The organism is Sulfitobacter sp. 1A12779 (genome assembly GCF_043557315.1).
GTDB lineage: Bacteria > Pseudomonadota > Alphaproteobacteria > Rhodobacterales > Rhodobacteraceae > Sulfitobacter > Sulfitobacter faviae.
Genome location: NZ_JBIFFU010000001.1, coordinates 111,199 through 127,434 on the forward strand (window position 1 = coordinate 111,199; position 16,236 = coordinate 127,434).

Here is a 16,236-nt window from a genome sequence, read left to right on the forward strand (position 1 = left end):
GGGAGCCCGCCATGTCCGACCTTACCATCCGAACCGTGAGAGACCATGACCGCGCCGATTGGGAGCGGCTTTATCAAGGCTATGCCGAATTCTATAGAGTCGAGCAGACCCCGGAGATGCGTGCGCGGGTCTGGTCTTGGCTGCATGATCCGCTGACCGAGGTCGAAGGGCTGGTTTGCGAAGATGCCGAAGGGCGGGTAATCGGCCTGACCCATTTTCGGCATTTCGCCCGCCCGCTTGCCGCGGCGACAGGCTGTTTCCTCGACGATCTTTTCGTGGCCCCCGAAGCCCGCGGCAGCGGCGCTGCCGATGCGCTGATCGGAGAGGTGAAGAAGATCGCCCAAAAGCGCGGCTGGAGCCTCGTCCGCTGGATCACGGCCGAGGGTAACTACCGCGGCCGTGGTGTTTATGACAGGCTGGCCACCCGGACCAACTGGGTCACCTACGACATCAAGCTGTAGGGTCTGGCGCTTTCTTGGGCGTCTCGGGATCGGTCGGCTTTTCCGGTTCGGTCACCAGTTCCGCATCTTCGATATCCTCCGTCCGCGTGGTCAACGCCCCCTCTGTCGGGGTCGTTTCCGGCGCGCCGACGATCAGCGGCAGCATCTGAACACCGCTCGGCATGGCCACTTCCGACAGCGGCGGCGTCTTCCATTCCAGCGTGTCGAAGCTCTTGCAGTTTTCGCAGATCGGCACCCATTCGGCATGGATGTGGTGGCAGTTCTCGCAAATCCACTGCGGCCCGCGTGAGACGTTAAGCGCGCGTGTCAGCCAGCCTTTGACGACGGTGTCCGGCGCGCCCTCGCCCCGCTCGATCGCCGCCATCAGGGTGACGGACCGGGCCGAGGGATCGGTCTCGACCAGATTGCCAAGCGCCCGGCGCGCTTCGGGGAAGTCTTCGTTGGCGATGTGCAATTCGGCCAGCAGCATCTTGGTCTCGGGATGGTCGGGCTGAGATTTGGTCAGCGCGCGGAACCGTTTGATCCGCTGGGGCGGTGTCTCATCCGGCTGAATCTCGGCGAAGGCGGCGGCAAGATCGGGGTGCGGCTGCACGCTCCACGCTTTTTGCAACACTTTGGAAGCATTGCGGGGCTTGTCCTGCGCGATATAGCTGCGCGCGGCCATCACGGCGGCGGGCACCAGATCGGGCGACAGGCGGTTCGCTTCAATCGCGGCCTCGCGGGCTTCGACACTGTTGCCCTCGTCGATGACCTCGCGCGCCTCTGAGAGTGCCAGAACCGCGTCGCGGCGTTTGTGCACATCGCGCGGCAGATGGCCGTTCTTATACTTGGCCTGCAGAGTGCCACGCGCACCGGTCCAATCATGTTTCTCGGCCTGCAACTTCAGCAGGGTGTCGCCGGTTTCCTCATGTTTCGGCTTCAGCGCAAAGGCCTTCTCGGCCAGTTTCAGCGCCGTTTCGGTATCTCCGTCGGCCAGCTTCTGCTTCATGATACCGCGCACGCCGACGAAACGGGTCTTTTCGTCTTCGACCAGCTTGCGATAGGTCCGTTCGGCCTTGCGACGGTCCCCCGCCAGCTCCGCCGCCTGTGCAGTCAGCAGATTGGTCAGCGCCGGGCGTTTGAGATAGCGGTCGGCCTTGGCCGCCTTGGCCATCGCGACCTGACCCTCGCCGCTGGCCAGCGCCATCAACCCGTCCGACAGTGCTTCATAGCCCTTGCGCTCCCGATTGCGGTCAAAGTAGCGCGACAGCGCCGTCTCATCGCCATTCAGGAAATGCCAGACTGCCGAGAGCAACGACACGATCTTGAGCAGCACCCAGACCGCAAGCATCAGCAGCAAAACGGCGATCACCGATTGCAACGGTCCAAGGGTATATTCCGTGCCCGCCACGGTCAGTTGAATGCCGCCTTCACTTTCCAACAGGAAACCCGCGCCCCAAGCCAGAGCGGCGACCAGCACGACGAAAAGAACGATTTTAATAAGGGACCAGAGCATTTTTCGTTCCTCAGTTGGCCGTCAGGCGTTGGGAGAGTTCATTGGCGGCGGTTTCAGCCGCCTGACGCGCGCGGGCATCGGCAAGCCATGCCGCCATCGCATCCTGCGCGGGGGCTGGCAGCGTGTCGATCTCGGCCAGCGCATCGGTCAAACGGCCATCGCGCACCGCTGCTTCGGCGCGAGACAGGACAGCATCGGCATCCGTCCCTTCGCGCGGCGCAACCGAGCGGGCCCCGAGTTGACGTTTCAGGAAGTTGCCAAAGCCGCCTTCGCCCTCTTCCGGCACGGCAGCACGGGCGGTGGCCAGCGCCTGCCGCGCGGCATCGGGATAGCGCGCTTGGAGATTGGCGAGGGTGACGACACCGCCGGCGGCGCTTTCACGCAGGGTTTCGGGTATGTCCTCGACCCCGGCCTGCTGCAACTCGGCCAGCGGCGCTTCGAAGGGGCGACCGGCGCTGATCGCGGCATTCATCTGGGTCATCGCAGTCTGGGCACGGGCCGCTTCAGCTGCGGCGGCGGTTGCCTCTTCGGCGGTCTGGGCGTTTTCCAGCAGGCTCTCGATCTCGCTGCGCTGTTCGGCGACGGAGGCGCGCAGGGCTTCCATCTCACGCTCAAAAGCCGCGACCGCGACTTGGTTGTCACCGCCGGTTGCGGGTTGCTTTTCAACCGTGGTGAGGCGGCTGTCGATCTCGCCCAATTGGCTTTGCAGCGCCGAGAGGGCCTCGCGGCTGCCGGTCAGTTCCTCGCGCAGCGCGTCGACCTGCGGCAGGCTTTCCGGCAGGGTGGCAGGCTCTTCGACGCGGGCTTCCAGTTCCGCGATGCGGGCCTGCTGCGCTTCCATCGCGCTTTGCAATTCCGCCGCGCTTTGTGCGCGGGTGCCCAAGACGTCATATTCCGATGCGGCAAAGCCGAGGCCCGCAGCGATGGCACCGCCGAGCAGCATGGGGAAGAACACGCTGCGCTTACGCTCTTTCGGGGCAGGCTCAGGGACCGAGGTCGATGCAGGTGGGGACATCGGTTTGGACGTGGCAGCGCTTGGCTTTTCGGCCTTTTCCGGCGCGGGTTTGGATGAGCTACCGCTCGGCTTAGACGCGGCCGCCGAGGCGCGGGATGGCGCGGGATCAGCGGCCGGTTTCTCTTTGGGTGCCGGTTTGTCCTTGGGTGCAGCGCTGGTGGCGCTTGTCTTGGGATCGTCCTTGGGCGAAGCCGTCTGGGGCTTCGTCTCTTTAGGCGGTGTGGCGCTCTCGGGCTTGTCCGTGGCTTTGTCGTCCGACTTGGCCGCAGCGGCGGGCGTTGCCGTTGCTTTATCCGTTGTGGGCGTGGTGCTGGATGTCTTCGACGGGTCGGCCTTGCCCGTTTCGGTTTTCGGCGCGTCGGGCTTCACATCCTCGGTTTTCGGCGCGTCGGGTTTTGCCGTCTCCGCCCCCTTACCATCGGTCTGGCTGGGTTTCGCGGCCTCGGCCTTCTCCGCCGTGGTTGCCTTGTCCGCCGCGGGAGGCGTCTGATCGGCTGTGGTCTTGTCCGCTTCGCTTTTGCTGACCGTCTTCTTGGGTTTTGCCACGCCTCACGCCTTTCGATTCTGAACCTGTCATTCACTCGCAATGGCGAGCTTACCCGGCATACCTATGCCCCTCAAGGCAAGGTGGTGCAGCGGAATAGTTTTTCAACGGCCTCTGCCATAGCCTCGCCGGTGGGTTCTGCAGCGACATCATGCGCATAGAGCGGCAGAGCTTCAAGCGCCAGAGCGGCGGCGCGGCTGATCGACAGGGCGATGACCCGTTCCGTCGAAGCTGCCTCCCGGGCGAAATGCTGCGCGCTACGCGGGGAAAACAGCGGCACGATGACAGGGTTAGGGCCTGTTAGAAGGGTCTGCGCGGCGGTTGAGAGTGGCAGAAGTGTCTGGTCATAGACCGTGGCGGTTTCCACTTTCAGACCCGCGGCGCTTAAAATTCCGGCAATATCTGCCCGCCGGTGCCGCCCGGCAAGGTGCAAAAGCGGGCCGATCCGGGGGCGTTCCGACAGGGTCGCGATCAGCGCCTCGGCATCCAGCCCGACCATCTGCGCCTGCCAGCCCGCTTTGCCCGCCGCCGCCGTGGTCTGCGGGCCGACGCAATAGGCAGGCCGCCCCTCCCCCAAAGGCGCATGGGCCACGGCATTGGCCGAGGTAAAGATCACCCCGGCATAGGGCGAAAGATCGACAGGCTGACCCGTCGCGGTAATCTCGATCAGCGGAGAGATCACGGCCCCGTCGCGCAGCGCAGGCGAGAGCCGATCCAGAAACTGCGCGGCACCGGGCTGGGGACGTGTCAGAAGCAATCTTGGCTGCGGCATCGCAAGGCTCCGGCATTGTTTGCGCGTGAGAGCGGTGTTACCTGCGGTACAGGTGCCTTGCAACGGAAAGCCCCCATGCCCTCTACCCAGTCTCAGACCCGCTTGATCCTTGGTTTGGAAAGCAGTTGCGACGATACCGCCGCCGCCGTGGTGCGTATGGAGGAGGACGGGCGCGGCAAGGTGCTGGCCTCGGTCGTGGCGGGCCAGACCGAGCTGCACGCCGACTTTGGCGGCGTCGTCCCCGAAATCGCCGCCCGCGCCCATGCCGAGAAATTGGACCACTGTGTCGAGGATGCCTTGGCCGAAGCCGGGATCGGCCTGCCGCAGATTGACGCCATCGCGGTGACCGCCGGGCCGGGGCTGATCGGCGGCGTGGTGTCGGGCGTGATGTGCGCCAAGGGGCTCTCGGCGGCGACGGGCAAACCGCTTTACGGGGTGAACCACCTCGCGGGTCACGCGCTGACCCCGCGGCTGACCGATGATGTGCCCTATCCCTATCTAATGTTGCTGGTCTCGGGCGGGCATTGCCAGTTTCTGCTGGTGCGCGGGCCGGAAAGCTTCGACCGTCTCGGCGGTACGATCGACGATGCCCCGGGGGAGGCATTTGACAAGGTCGCGCGGCTGTTGGGCCTGCCCCAGCCGGGCGGGCCGTCGATCGAAAAATGCGCCCAAGAGGGCGATGCGAAACGCTTTGCCCTGCCGCGCCCCCTACTGGATCGCGAAGGCTGCGACATGTCCTTCTCGGGGTTGAAAACCGCCGTGCTGCGCGCGCGTGACAAATGCGTGGCAGAGCGTGGCGGGCTGACGCGACAGGATCAGGCGGACCTCGCGGCAGGGTTTCAGGCTGCCGTGGTCGATGTGCTCGCGCATAAAACGCGCCGTGCTTTTGCGGAGTACCCGGCGGAGGGCGCACGTAGCCTCTGCGTGGCGGGGGGCGTGGCGGCAAATCGGTCCATTCGCGCCGCGTTAGAGACTGTTGCGGCAGAGCAAAAGGCCGCCTTCGTGGCGCCGCCGCTGGCGCTTTGCACCGATAATGCCGCGATGATCGCCTTCGCCGCAGGAGAGCAAGCCGCCCTGCGGGATGCCGATGACCTGACCCTCGCCGCGCGGCCCCGCTGGCCGCTGGATACCGCGCGCCCGTCGATGTTGGGCAGTGGCAAGAAGGGGGCCAAGGCATGAGCGTTTCCGTCCTCGGCGCAGGGGCATTCGGCACGGCACTGGCCATTTCGCTTGCGGGCAAAGGGCCGGTAACACTCTGGGCGCGTGACGCGGGGGATATGGCCGCGCGGCGCGAGAACGCCAAACGCCTGCCCGACCGCCCTTTCCCCGAGACGCTCAGCGTGACCGAAAGCCTTGCCCAAGCGGCTGAGGCCGAGACCCTTCTGCTGGCCGTGCCGATGCAAAAGCTGCGCAGCGTGTTAAAGGAACATCGCGCGGCGCTTCACGGGAAACATTTGGTTGCCTGCTGCAAAGGCATCGAACTCAGCAGCGGCGTGGGGCCGGTCAGCGTGATCGAAGAGACCATTCCCCAAGCCACCGCCGCGATCCTGACGGGGCCCAGCTTTGCCGCCGATATCGCACGGGGCCTGCCCACCGCGCTCACCTTGGCCTGTGCAGACCCTGCGGCGGGCGAACAGCTACAAGCGGAACTCACCACGGCGAACCTGCGGCTTTACCGCACCACGGATACCACCGGCGCGGAATTGGGCGGGGCGCTGAAGAACGTCGTCGCCATCGCCAGCGGGGCCGCGATAGGGGCCGGATTGGGCGAAAGCGCCCGCGCCGCGCTGATGACCCGCGGCTATGCTGAAATGCAGCGCCTCGCCGCCCACCTGAAGGCTGAGCCGACAACGCTGGCCGGGCTTTCGGGCTTTGGTGATCTCACGCTGACCTGCACCTCCGAGCAATCGCGCAACTACCGTTTGGGGCAATCGCTGGGTCAAGGCACCCCCTTTGACCCATCGACCACAGTCGAAGGGGCCGCGACCGCCCGCGCCGTCGATGCGCTGGCCCGCGAAGCGGCACTTGATATGCCGATCACCCGCGCGGTTGCCGGATTGCTCGACAACCAGTTAGATGTGGCTGGTGCCATGAAATCTTTGCTGACCCGCCCCCTAAAGGAAGAATGATATGTTTGTTGCCCTGATCGCCCATGACAAAGCCGATGGCCTGCCGATCCGTCAGGAAAACCGGCCCGACCATCTGGCCTATCTAAAATCCAGCGATGCCGTGGCACAGGCTGGGCCGCTTTTGGATGCTGAAGGCGGCATGATCGGTTCGCTTATCATTCTGGACGTGCCCGATATGGCCGCAGCCGAGGATTGGGCCGCGAATGACCCCTATGCCAAGGCCGGCTTGTTCCAAAGCGTGACCCTGACCCATTGGAACCGGGTGATCGGCTGATGGCCTATTGGTTGTTCAAATCCGAACCCGCAACTTGGAGCTGGGCCGACCAAAAGGCCAAGGGCGACGCGGGTGAGGAATGGGACGGCGTGCGCAACTATCAGGCCCGCAACTTCATGTGTGAGATGAAGGTTGGCGACCTCGGGTTCTTTTACCACTCGCAGAAAGACCGTGAGATCGTCGGCATCGTCGAAGTCTGCGCCGAGGCTCACCCCGACAGCAGCACCGATGACCCGCGTTGGGAATGTGTGGACATCAAAGCGGTGCGGTCGTTCAACCAGCCGGTCAGTTTGGATACGATCAAAGCGGACCCAAGGCTGGAGGACATGGTTCTGGTGAAGAATTCGCGCCTATCCGTGCAGCCCGTGACCGATGCGGAATGGCAGCTTATCTGCGCCTTGGGCAAGACCGCGCCCTAATACCGGCGCGGCCATCGGAAAAACGAAAAAGGGTTCCGGCACCCCGCCAGAACCCTTCTCACCCCATGTGCTCCCATAACCACCACACATGTTCGTAACTCTTACCAGCCGCTCTGGCCGATATAAGAGAGATAGCAGAAACCGGTGATTTACTCAACTTTCGACTGTTTCAAAGCCCGCGCAAAAACGAAACGCGCGCTTAACCAAGCGCGCGTCTGAGGTAAGGTTTTGGTAGGGTTTCCCACCGCCCTTCAGGCGTAGACGGACTCTTTGCCGAAGTGTTTGACCAGCATGTAATAGACCACCGCGCGGTACTTGTTCCGCTCGGACCGGCCATAGGTCTCGATCACTTTTTGAATGCCGCCCATAAGATGCTCATCATCTGGCAGGCCGAGTTTCTTGATCAGGAAGTTGTCCTTCACGGTGTTCAACTCAGCCGTATCGCTGGAAGACACCGTCTGTGCGTCGGCGTTATAGATCGACGGTCCGCAGCCGATGGTGACCTTGGTCAAAAGGTCCATATCCGGCTCCATGCCGCATTTGTTCTTCAGGTCTTCGGCGTATTTGGCGATCCATTCGTCACGCTTGCCCATAAAATCTCTCCCAATAGTGTCTTCGGCCCGTCAGGGGTTCCTGAAACCGGAGCCTAAGGCCATATCCCTGTATTGCAAAAGATTTATTTCGGGCGCGGCGGGCTGACCCCGGAGCCGCCAGAAAAAGAGGCGCCCGAATTGGGCGCCTCTCAGTCAGGATATCGGCTGTCGCTTAGGAGGCGTCGTCAAGGCGGACGTCGTCTTCCAGCCCTTCGATGTTGCCTTCATCGACTTCCGGCTGGGCTTCCAGCTCGGCTTTGGTCCAGGAGCTCAGCTTCAGATCGTTCTCGGCTGCCATGGAAATTTCCTCAAGCGGTACGGCGACGGTGTGTTCGCCAAGGCCGAGGAAGCCGCCCACGCCAACAACGGCGGCATAGCCATCGTCGGTCTTGATGACATAATCGACGTCACCAATGCTGTCGCCATCGGCTTCGACCACGGTCAGGCCGACCAGATCACCCACGACCATGCCGGAGAATGCGTTGCTCATGCCGGTGTCGGTGCGTGTCACGTCTGTTTCCATGTCCGCTTCGGTGTTGGAAGCGACATTCTCATCCAGATCGGTTTCGGCTTCGCCTTCGATCTCGGCAGTGGTTTCATTATCGAAATCGGCATCTTCGTCGGCTGCCAGATCGGTGTCAGTCTCGGTGGTGACGGTGCCGCTGGTGTCGGTGCTCAGGGTCGAATTCGACTCTGAATCGGCGTTTCCGGCCAGATCCGCTTCGGCATCGGTTGTCGGCGTCACGCCATCGGTCTCGGCGGTCAGTTCCGCTTCGTTGTCGACTTCGGTATCACCTTCGAATTCTGCGCCCTGTGTCGGCGCGGTCAGGATTTCGTCGGTTGTATTGGGGTCGTTGGTCCCCTCGTAGTCGTCGGAATTTTCGCCCGACATCTCAGCCGTGCGCTCGGCCTGCTGCTCAACAGTGGCGGTCAGATCGTTGGCCGTGTTGGTGACGCTCTCGCCCGAGATGGTGGTCTCGGCTTCCGCGGCGGCACCGGCTTCGGTGTCGGCGGTCTGAGCGAATGCGGTACCCGCGGTCAGAGCGAGGGCGGCGACGGTGGACTTCAGGAATGTACGTTTCATCTTCGATACTCCTTTTGAATGGTCTGGGGATGAAACACCGCCCGAATGACTATGTTCCGCCCGCCCTCCGCCGCTGGCAGATATGTGCTTGAATCCGCCGATTGATCTGATTTTCCTATATATCGCAGTCGCTTGACAGAAAAACGCCGTCCCGGAGATCTCCGGGACGGCGCTGAAACATGCTAGAAAGAGGGAACTCTTTGCAGGTTAGTAGCGGTAATGCTCAGGCTTGAACGGACCTTCGGGCGTCACGCCGATATAGGCGGCTTGCTCGGGGTTCAGCTTGGACAGTTTCACGCCGATCCGGTCGAGGTGCAGGCGGGCGACCTTCTCATCCAGATGCTTGGGCAGGATGTAGACATCATTCTCGTATTTGTCGGTGTTTTCCCACAGTTCGATCTGCGCCAGCACTTGGTTGGTAAAGGAAGCAGACATGACGAAAGACGGGTGCCCGGTGGCGTTGCCGAGGTTCAGCAGACGGCCTTCGGAAAGCAGGATCAGACGATTGCCATTCGGCATCTCGATCATGTCCACCTGCTCTTTGATGTTGGTCCACTTGTGGTTCTTCAGCGCGGCGACTTGGATTTCATTGTCGAAGTGGCCGATGTTGCCGACGATCGCCATGTCCTTCATCTCGCGCATGTGTTCGATGCGGATCACGTCCTTATTGCCGGTGGTCGTGATAAAGATATCGGCGGTCGCGACCACGTCTTCCAGCAGCACGACCTCGAAACCGTCCATCGCGGCTTGCAGCGCGCAGATCGGGTCGACTTCGGTGACCTTAACGCGGGCACCCGCACCGCGCAGAGACGCGGCAGAGCCTTTGCCCACGTCGCCATAGCCCATGACAACGGCGACCTTGCCCGCCATCATCGTGTCTGTGGCGCGGCGGATACCGTCGACGAGGCTCTCTTTACAGCCGTATTTGTTGTCGAACTTCGACTTTGTGACAGAGTCGTTCACATTGATCGCGGGGAAGGGCAGTTGGCCCTGTTTCACGAGATCATAGAGACGGTGCACGCCGGTGGTGGTCTCCTCAGACACGCCCTTGATCTGGTCGCGCATCTTGGTGAACCAGCCGGGGCTTTCCGCCATACGCTTCTTGATCTGCGCGAAAATCGCCTCTTCCTCTTCGGATTTCGGCACGGCGATCAGCTCGTCTTCACCATTTTCCACGCGCGCGCCGAGAAGGATGTAGAGCGTCGCATCGCCGCCATCGTCGAGGATCAGGTTCGGGCCTTCGGGGAACATGAAGGATTTATCGAGGTAATCCCAATGCTCGACCAACGACTGGCCTTTGATGGCGAAGACCGGCACGCCCGCTTCGGCGATGGCCGCCGCCGCGTGGTCTTGGGTCGAGAAGATGTTGCAGGATGCCCAACGCACATCTGCGCCAAGGGCGACCAGTGTTTCGATCAGAACGGCGGTCTGGATGGTCATGTGCAAAGAGCCGACGATCCGGGCGCCTTTCAGCGGCTTGCTGTCACCGTATTCATCGCGCAGCGCCATCAGGCCCGGCATTTCGGTCTCGGCGATGTCCAGCTCTTTACGCCCGTAGGCCGCCAGATTGATATCCTTAACAATATAGTCGTGGGCCATGCGGCGCTCCTGTTTAAAGTGTTGCAGGGCGGTTAGCACCTTCGCCGCGAATTCTCAACGTGAATGGGAAAGGCCGCGCCGGATCAGTCCAGAAGAGCGGCCAGTTGCTTATCACCCGACAGGCCCGCCATCCAATCATCGCCTTGAGCCAGCACGCAGGCATTGCCATCGGCCAAAGTCTTGACCAAGGTCCATGTGCCCGACTGATCCGATGCCCAAAGCTGGCTGTTGTCTTCACGCTGACCGGGCACCGGCTCTTCACCGTACCAATCGATCAGGGCAGACTTCATTTCCTTGGCGGGCATGCAGACTTCTTCTGCCTGTGCAGCACCGGCGAGGGTGGCCAAGGTAACTGCAACTATCGTACCGGAAAAAACGGGTTTCATGATCATCTCCTTCGTGGGATGAACAGGTTTGACAGGGATTTGTTCCCAAGGCTCACGAGGTAAGGACCCCCGCGAATGGCGCAGAAACCACGCGCATGGCAAAGGATGCTGTCAGGTCGGCGGCTTGACCTGCTCGACCCCACGCCGGTCGATGTCGAGATCGAAGACATCGCCCATGGTCTGGCCTTTGTCGCACGCTGGAACGGGCAGACACGGGGCGACTATGCCTATTCGGTGGCCGAACATTCGCTGCTGGTGGAAACGATTTTCGCCCGCATCGCCCCCCGTGCGCCTGCGAAATGGCGCCTCGCCGCGTTGCTGCATGATGCGCCGGAATATGTGATCGGCGACATGATCTCACCCGTAAAGGCCGCCGTCGGGCCGGATTATCGCGCTTTGGATGAGCGGTTGACCACTGCCGTGCATGTCCGCTTCGGCCTTCCTGCCAGCTTACCGGTGCGGGTCAAGCAGCAGATCAAGAAAGCCGACCGCGTCAGCGCTTGGATGGAGGCCAGCCAGATCGCAGGCTTTTCCGAGGCCGAGGCGACCCGTTTCTTTGGCCGCCCCGATGCGGCGCTGATGGAGGGGCTGACCATCCTGCTCCGCCCGCCGGTCGAGGTACGAGCCGAGTTCACCGAACGGCACGCGGCGCTGCTGCGCGAAATGGCGTGATCCACATCCGCCGCGCCGGAGCGCTCGATACCCGCGCCTTGGCCGAATTGCTGAACGCGATCATCGCCAAGGGCGGCACCACCGCCATGGTCAGCCCCGTCACCCCGCGCGAGTTGCAAGGTTGGATGGCCGCGCCCGACAGCGCGTGGCATCTGGCAGAAGATGGGCGGGGAGAGATCAAAGGCTTTCAGTACATCGAACCCCATCCCGACCTGCCCGAAGGCGGTGTGGATGTCGCAACTTTCGTACGGTTGGGAGAGACGGGGTTCGGCATCGGCTCGGCCCTGTTCGAACAGACCAAACAGGCCGCGCGTGATCTAGGCTATGCCCATATCCACGCCATCATCCGCGCCGACAATCAGGGCGGGCTGGCCTATTACCAAAGCCGCGGGTTCGAGGATTTCAGACGGCTGCCAAACTGCACACTAGCCGATGGCACCCGCGTCGATAAAATCTGGAAACGGTTCGAGCTTTAGCGCGGCGAGCGTTTTGCCAAGATGCGTTGCAAGGTCCGCCGGTGCATGTTCAGCCGCCGCGCGGTTTCCGAAACGTTTCGGTCACACAGCTCATAGACCCGCTGGATATGCTCCCACCGCACGCGATCCGCGCTCATCGGGTTTTCCGGCGGTTCGGGCAGGTCCCCTCCGGTGGCCAAAAGCGCATTCACAATGTCATTGGCGTCAGCGGGTTTCGACAGGTAATCCGTGGCCCCGGATTTCACCGCCGCCACTGCCGTGGCAATTGCACCATAGCCCGTCAGCACGACGACCCGCGCATCGGCGCGTTTGTCGCGCAGCACTTCAACCACGTCGAGCCCATTGCCATCCTGAAGCCGCAGATCCACCACGGCAAAGGCCGGGGGGCGCGCGGTGGCGATGGCTTTGCCCGCCGCGACGGACCCTGCGGTTTCCACCTCAAAGCCGCGTTTCTCCATCGCCTTGGCCAAACGGCGCAGAAACGGCTCATCGTCATCGACCAAAAGCAAGCTGCGGTCCGCGCCTAAGTCAGAAATATCCTGCATCAACATCCCCTCTCAAAGGCTAATATGGGGCGGCCAAGGCGGCGGGTCAATTTCAGCTTTGATCCAGAAAACAACCGATGCTGTCGGCCATCTCTTCGGGCCGTACTTCACGGCGGAAAAAGTCGACGACGCCTTCTTCGGGCATGACCAGATAGCTGAAGGTCGAGTGATCGACGAGGTATTCACCATTCTCATCTTCGGGGTGCACCTTGTAATAGGTGCGATACGCTTGGCTGGCGGCTTTGACCTGCTCGGGCGAGCCGGTCAGCCCGACCATGCGCGGGTGCATCACCTCGGCAAAATCACCGACCACTTCGGGCGTGTCGCGCGCAGGGTCAACGGTGATGAAGACCGGCGTGATGCTCTGGCCGCGCTCATCCAGAATTTCGGTCGCCGCCGCGTTGCGGTCCACGTCCAGCGGGCAGACATCGGGGCAGGAGGTATAGCCGAAATAGAGCAAGGCCGGCTCTTTGATGACATCGGCATCGGTCACGGTTTCGCCCGCGCTGTTGACCAGTTCGAACGGCCCGCCAATATCGCCGCCCGCCACTTGGCTTGACCGGCAGGTGGCATAGGGATCGTCCTCGCCCCGCAGCACCATGAAAGCCGTCCCGGCCAGAAATACCGCCGCAACCCCAGCTGCGCCAAATGCAATCATTCGTTTCATGTCAGTCCTCCGCCGTGCTGGCCGGTCTTGATCGTGTTTCGCCGCAGACCTACGCTAGATGGCAGGTGATGCAAGACGCAATAAAGTGATGGGGTTAAGATGACGCAGGCAAATATCCGGCCCCTCGATGGGCGCACCCGCGCCAGTTGGATCCGCCTGCGCACGATGATCCTGCTGCGCTGGTTCGCCATCGCCGGACAGTTGACCGCCGTCACCGTGGCGCAATGGGCGCTTGGGCTGCAACTGGCCTTTGGCCTGTGTTACCTGACGATCGGGGCCTCAGTGGTGGGCAACCTTGTCGCGGCCTTCGTTTTTCCGCAGAACAAACGCCTGTCGGAGCGCGAGAACCTTGCCATGGTGCTCTTCGACCTGCTGCAACTGACCGCGCTTTTGGCGCTGACCGGCGGGTTACACAATCCCTTTGCTCTGCTGCTGCTGGCCCCGGTGACGATCTCGGCCACCGCGCTCAGCCTGCGCTCGACACTGGTTCTGGGCGGCACCGCGATTATCGCGGCCTCGGTGCTGGCGCTGTGGCATCTGCCATTGGTGACGCAATCAGGCGATGTGCTGCGCCAGCCCGGCATCTTCGTCTTTGGCCATTGGGCGGCGCTGCTCATCGCTATCGTCTTTACCAGTGCCTATTCCCGGCGCGTTACGACCGAGGTCCACTCCATGGCCGACGCACTATCGGCCACGCAGATGGTGCTGGCACGAGAGCAGAAACTCTCGGACCTCAGCGGCGTCGTTGCCGCCGCCGCGCATGAATTGGGAACGCCGCTTGCCACGATCAAACTGGCCAGCACCGAACTGCTGGGCGATCTAGAAGACCGTCCCGATCTGGCCGAAGACGCGGCGCTGATCCGCGATCAGGCCGACCGCTGCCGGGATATCCTGCGCGACATGGGCCGCATCGGGAAAGACGATCTGCACATGCAGCGCGCGCAGCTGACCGCCGTGGTGAAAGAGGCCGCCGAGCCGCATCTGGAGCGCGGCAAGACGGTGATGTTTTCCGACAACCCGATGGCCCGAGACCCGGCCCGCGCCCCGACGATCCCGCGCAAGCCCGAGATCATCCACGGGCTGCGCAATCTGGTGCAGAACGCCGTGGATTTTGCCGAAACCACGGTTTGGATCGAAACCGAATGGTCCGCCGAGGATATCTCGGTGCGGATTATCGACAACGGGCCGGGCTTTCCGCCACAGCATCTGGGCCGGATCGGCGATCCGTTTTTGCGCCGCCGAGGAGGTGCGTCGAACGAGACGGCGCGGCCCGAATATGAGGGCATGGGGCTTGGGCTGTTCATCGCCAAAACCTTCCTCGAACGCTCGGGCGCGCGGCTGCGCTTTGCCAATGGGTCCGACAGCGGTTGGCTGCGCGGGCTGCCCCCCGCTGGCAGCGGCGCTGTGGTCGAAGTCGTCTGGCCACGCCGCCTGCTGGACCTTGGCCCCGATGACAGCGTGATGGGCGAGAACCAGCGTCTGACGGCCTGACGGCGGGATTGGCGCGTTTGTTAACCCACCGTTAACCATTGGGGCTCAAAATAGGGCGTCGCATTTGCCGAAAGGGGTCTCCGTCATGGCATTGCCGGATGTCATCATCGTGCTTGCCGCCGCCTCCGTCACCGCTCTGGCCGCTCTTTGGTGGCTCGGCTCGGCTGCGGGGCGACCGGCGGCGGCACCCCCCGGCATCGACGACATGAGCCTGCTGTTCGAAGAGGGGCAGTTGGTCCATGGCTCCGACAATGCGCTGACCCGCTTTGCCCTCGCCCCCGGCTACCACCAGTGGGAGGATATTCGCGATGCGCTGCTATCGCGATTTCCCGAATTCCCCCGCACGCCCCGGCATGGGGCCACCGGCAAGTTGACCCTCAGGGCAGAGGATGGCGACAGCCCGTCGGAGCTGCGCATCACATGGCGCGACGCGCTCTGCTGGCTGCACCTGCCCCAGACCCGCGCGACCGAAGAGATCACGGAAGAGACGTTTCAGAAACTCGCCGCCCTGCGCCGGGCCAGCGAAACCAGCCCGAACCCGGCGTGGCAGACCCATGCGAGCGGACGTATCATCTGGCACAACCGGGCCTATGGGGCCTTGAAACGCAAAGCCCAACCAGATCCGGACTGCGGCGGCGCCGCCCTGTTCAGCACCCCCTCGCCCGACCACCCAAACCGCGTCTGCCTGCGCCGTAGCGATGGAGAAAAGCCGGATTGGTACGCGCTCACCACCACGACCGAAGACAATGTGCAAGTCTACCACGCCACCTGCATCAACGCCGTGGTCGCCGCCGAAGAGGCGCAGCGCAACTTTGTCCAAACCCTCGCCAAAACCTTTGCGCATCTGTCCATCGGGCTCGCGATCTTTGACCGAAACGGGCAATTGGCCCTGTTCAACCCCGCGCTGGTGGATCTGACCGATCTGCCTGCCCCATTTCTCAGCGCCCGGCCTACGATGGTCTCTTTCTTTGACCAATTGCGCGAAAGCCGCCGCATGCCGGAGCCGAAGAATTATAAGAATTGGCGTCACGAAATTGCCGAGGTTATCGCCGCCGCAACCGATGGCCGCTATCAAGAGACTTGGTCGCTGGAGAACGGCCAGACCTACAGCATCCGGGGCCGGCCCCACCCCGATGGCGCCACCGCTTTCCTGATCGAAGACATCACCGCCGAGGTGACCCTAACCCGCAATTTCCGGGCCGAACTTGAACAGAGCCAAAGCCTGCTCGACACGCTCGAAGATGGTTTCGCCGTCTTCTCCGCCTCCGGCGTGCTGACCTTTTGCAACGCCGCCTATCGCGCCCGGTGGAAACAGGACCCGGACAAAAGCTTTGCCGAGATCACCATCGACGATGCGATCCGGGTCTGGCAGGAAATGTCGGCGGCCAATCCGCTCTGGCCCGATGTTGTGGAATTCGTCATGGGCAGGGGCGACCGCGCGGGCTGGAACATGCCCATCTACCCGCATCAGGGCGCGCCGCTTTCTTGCGCGGTCTCGGCCATCGCATCGGGTGCCACGCTCATACGCTTTCGCCCGATCCCCGTCGGCGCGGACCGGTCGGAGCCTTCCAACGTCCCTTCGGCGGGCGACCGGCGGCAACCCTCCAACTAGGA

The 16,236-nt window shown here is 62.8% G+C and carries 19 protein-coding genes; 10 read left to right on the top strand and 9 right to left on the bottom strand.

Annotation, left to right across the window (positions count from 1 at the left end):
• Positions 1-11 precede the first annotated feature (11 nt).
• Positions 12-461 (top strand): GNAT family N-acetyltransferase, encoded by a 450-nt coding sequence (locus tag ACGYLQ_RS00555; protein WP_394439704.1) that lies wholly within the window; start codon positions 12-14, stop codon positions 459-461.
• Here ACGYLQ_RS00555 and ACGYLQ_RS00560 read toward each other — a convergent pair.
• Positions 451-1,956 carry a heme biosynthesis protein HemY gene (locus ACGYLQ_RS00560; RefSeq protein ID WP_067268285.1) on the bottom strand — a complete coding sequence of 502 codons (1,506 nt, stop codon included), beginning with the start codon at positions 1,954-1,956 and terminating at the stop codon, positions 451-453. The two genes, ACGYLQ_RS00555 and ACGYLQ_RS00560, sit on opposite strands and share 11 nt — an antisense overlap.
• 10 nt (positions 1,957-1,966) lie before the next feature.
• Positions 1,967-2,911: a COG4223 family protein gene (locus tag ACGYLQ_RS00565; protein WP_394439707.1), complete on the bottom strand. Its 945-nt coding sequence runs from the start codon at positions 2,909-2,911 to the stop codon at positions 1,967-1,969.
• Here ACGYLQ_RS00565 and ACGYLQ_RS00570 point away from each other — a divergent pair.
• The gene (locus ACGYLQ_RS00570; protein ID WP_394439710.1) at positions 2,880-3,461 is read left to right on the top strand and encodes a hypothetical protein; all 582 of its coding nucleotides are present in this window, start codon (positions 2,880-2,882) and stop codon (positions 3,459-3,461) included. The two genes, ACGYLQ_RS00565 and ACGYLQ_RS00570, sit on opposite strands and share 32 nt — an antisense overlap.
• Before the next feature lie 127 nt (positions 3,462-3,588).
• On the opposite strand, the gene ACGYLQ_RS00575 is transcribed toward ACGYLQ_RS00570, so the two are convergent.
• Positions 3,589-4,287 (bottom strand): uroporphyrinogen-III synthase, encoded by a 699-nt coding sequence (locus tag ACGYLQ_RS00575; protein ID WP_394439713.1) that lies wholly within the window; start codon positions 4,285-4,287, stop codon positions 3,589-3,591.
• A gap of 75 nt (positions 4,288-4,362) precedes the next feature.
• Here ACGYLQ_RS00575 and tsaD point away from each other — a divergent pair, with 75 nt between their 5' ends.
• From tsaD to ACGYLQ_RS00595, 4 genes are read left to right on the top strand one after another with little or no spacing between them, the layout of a single operon-like run.
• Positions 4,363-5,466 carry a tRNA (adenosine(37)-N6)-threonylcarbamoyltransferase complex transferase subunit TsaD gene (gene tsaD / locus ACGYLQ_RS00580; RefSeq protein ID WP_394439716.1) on the top strand — a complete coding sequence of 368 codons (1,104 nt, stop codon included), beginning with the start codon at positions 4,363-4,365 and terminating at the stop codon, positions 5,464-5,466.
• On the top strand, positions 5,463-6,416 hold the full coding sequence (locus ACGYLQ_RS00585; protein WP_394439719.1) for an NAD(P)H-dependent glycerol-3-phosphate dehydrogenase: 954 nt from the start codon (positions 5,463-5,465) through the stop codon (positions 6,414-6,416). The genes tsaD and ACGYLQ_RS00585 overlap by 4 nt, the downstream gene beginning before the upstream one ends.
• Before the next feature lies 1 nt (position 6,417).
• A complete protein-coding gene (locus ACGYLQ_RS00590) occupies positions 6,418-6,690 on the top strand; it encodes a YciI family protein (RefSeq protein WP_067268301.1) in 273 nt (90 codons plus the stop codon).
• The gene (locus ACGYLQ_RS00595) at positions 6,690-7,109 is read left to right on the top strand and encodes an EVE domain-containing protein (RefSeq protein WP_394439722.1); all 420 of its coding nucleotides are present in this window, start codon (positions 6,690-6,692) and stop codon (positions 7,107-7,109) included. Before ACGYLQ_RS00590 ends, ACGYLQ_RS00595 begins: the two co-directional genes overlap by 1 nt.
• A 251-nt stretch (positions 7,110-7,360) precedes the next feature.
• Here ACGYLQ_RS00595 and ACGYLQ_RS00600 read toward each other — a convergent pair whose 3' ends face one another.
• From ACGYLQ_RS00600 to ACGYLQ_RS00615, 4 genes are all read right to left on the bottom strand, one after another.
• A complete protein-coding gene (locus ACGYLQ_RS00600) occupies positions 7,361-7,702 on the bottom strand; it encodes a DUF2853 family protein (RefSeq protein ID WP_209216928.1) in 342 nt (113 codons plus the stop codon).
• A gap of 172 nt (positions 7,703-7,874) precedes the next feature.
• Positions 7,875-8,786 carry a PRC-barrel domain-containing protein gene (locus tag ACGYLQ_RS00605; RefSeq protein WP_394439725.1) on the bottom strand — a complete coding sequence of 304 codons (912 nt, stop codon included), beginning with the start codon at positions 8,784-8,786 and terminating at the stop codon, positions 7,875-7,877.
• Between the two features lie 207 nt (positions 8,787-8,993).
• Positions 8,994-10,385 carry an adenosylhomocysteinase gene (gene ahcY / locus ACGYLQ_RS00610; RefSeq protein WP_394430387.1) on the bottom strand — a complete coding sequence of 464 codons (1,392 nt, stop codon included), beginning with the start codon at positions 10,383-10,385 and terminating at the stop codon, positions 8,994-8,996.
• A gap of 83 nt (positions 10,386-10,468) precedes the next feature.
• Positions 10,469-10,771, bottom strand: a complete 303-nt coding sequence (locus tag ACGYLQ_RS00615) for an S-adenosyl-L-homocysteine hydrolase (RefSeq protein WP_231886452.1) — start codon at positions 10,769-10,771, stop codon at positions 10,469-10,471.
• A gap of 75 nt (positions 10,772-10,846) precedes the next feature.
• Between ACGYLQ_RS00615 and ACGYLQ_RS00620 the strand changes: the two genes are divergently transcribed.
• Together ACGYLQ_RS00620 and ACGYLQ_RS00625 are read left to right on the top strand one after the other, a co-directional pair.
• Positions 10,847-11,443 (top strand): HD domain-containing protein, encoded by a 597-nt coding sequence (locus ACGYLQ_RS00620; RefSeq protein ID WP_394409229.1) that lies wholly within the window; start codon positions 10,847-10,849, stop codon positions 11,441-11,443.
• Positions 11,440-11,919 carry a GNAT family N-acetyltransferase gene (locus ACGYLQ_RS00625; RefSeq protein WP_394439729.1) on the top strand — a complete coding sequence of 160 codons (480 nt, stop codon included), beginning with the start codon at positions 11,440-11,442 and terminating at the stop codon, positions 11,917-11,919. The genes ACGYLQ_RS00620 and ACGYLQ_RS00625 overlap by 4 nt, the downstream gene beginning before the upstream one ends.
• On the opposite strand, the gene ACGYLQ_RS00630 is transcribed toward ACGYLQ_RS00625, so the two are convergent.
• A complete protein-coding gene (locus tag ACGYLQ_RS00630; RefSeq protein ID WP_067268317.1) occupies positions 11,916-12,470 on the bottom strand; it encodes an ActR/PrrA/RegA family redox response regulator transcription factor in 555 nt (184 codons plus the stop codon). The genes ACGYLQ_RS00625 and ACGYLQ_RS00630 overlap by 4 nt on opposite strands.
• Before the next feature lie 46 nt (positions 12,471-12,516).
• Positions 12,517-13,131 (bottom strand): SCO family protein, encoded by a 615-nt coding sequence (locus tag ACGYLQ_RS00635; protein ID WP_394439731.1) that lies wholly within the window; start codon positions 13,129-13,131, stop codon positions 12,517-12,519.
• Positions 13,132-13,230: 99 nt separating this feature from the next.
• On the opposite strand from ACGYLQ_RS00635, the gene regB reads away from it, so the two are divergent.
• Positions 13,231-14,622 carry a sensor histidine kinase RegB gene (gene regB, locus ACGYLQ_RS00640; protein WP_209216922.1) on the top strand — a complete coding sequence of 464 codons (1,392 nt, stop codon included), beginning with the start codon at positions 13,231-13,233 and terminating at the stop codon, positions 14,620-14,622.
• 85 nt (positions 14,623-14,707) lie between these two features.
• Positions 14,708-16,234, top strand: coding sequence for a PAS-domain containing protein (locus ACGYLQ_RS00645; protein ID WP_394439734.1), 1,527 nt, complete (start codon positions 14,708-14,710; stop codon positions 16,232-16,234).
• Positions 16,235-16,236: the final 2 nt, after the last annotated feature.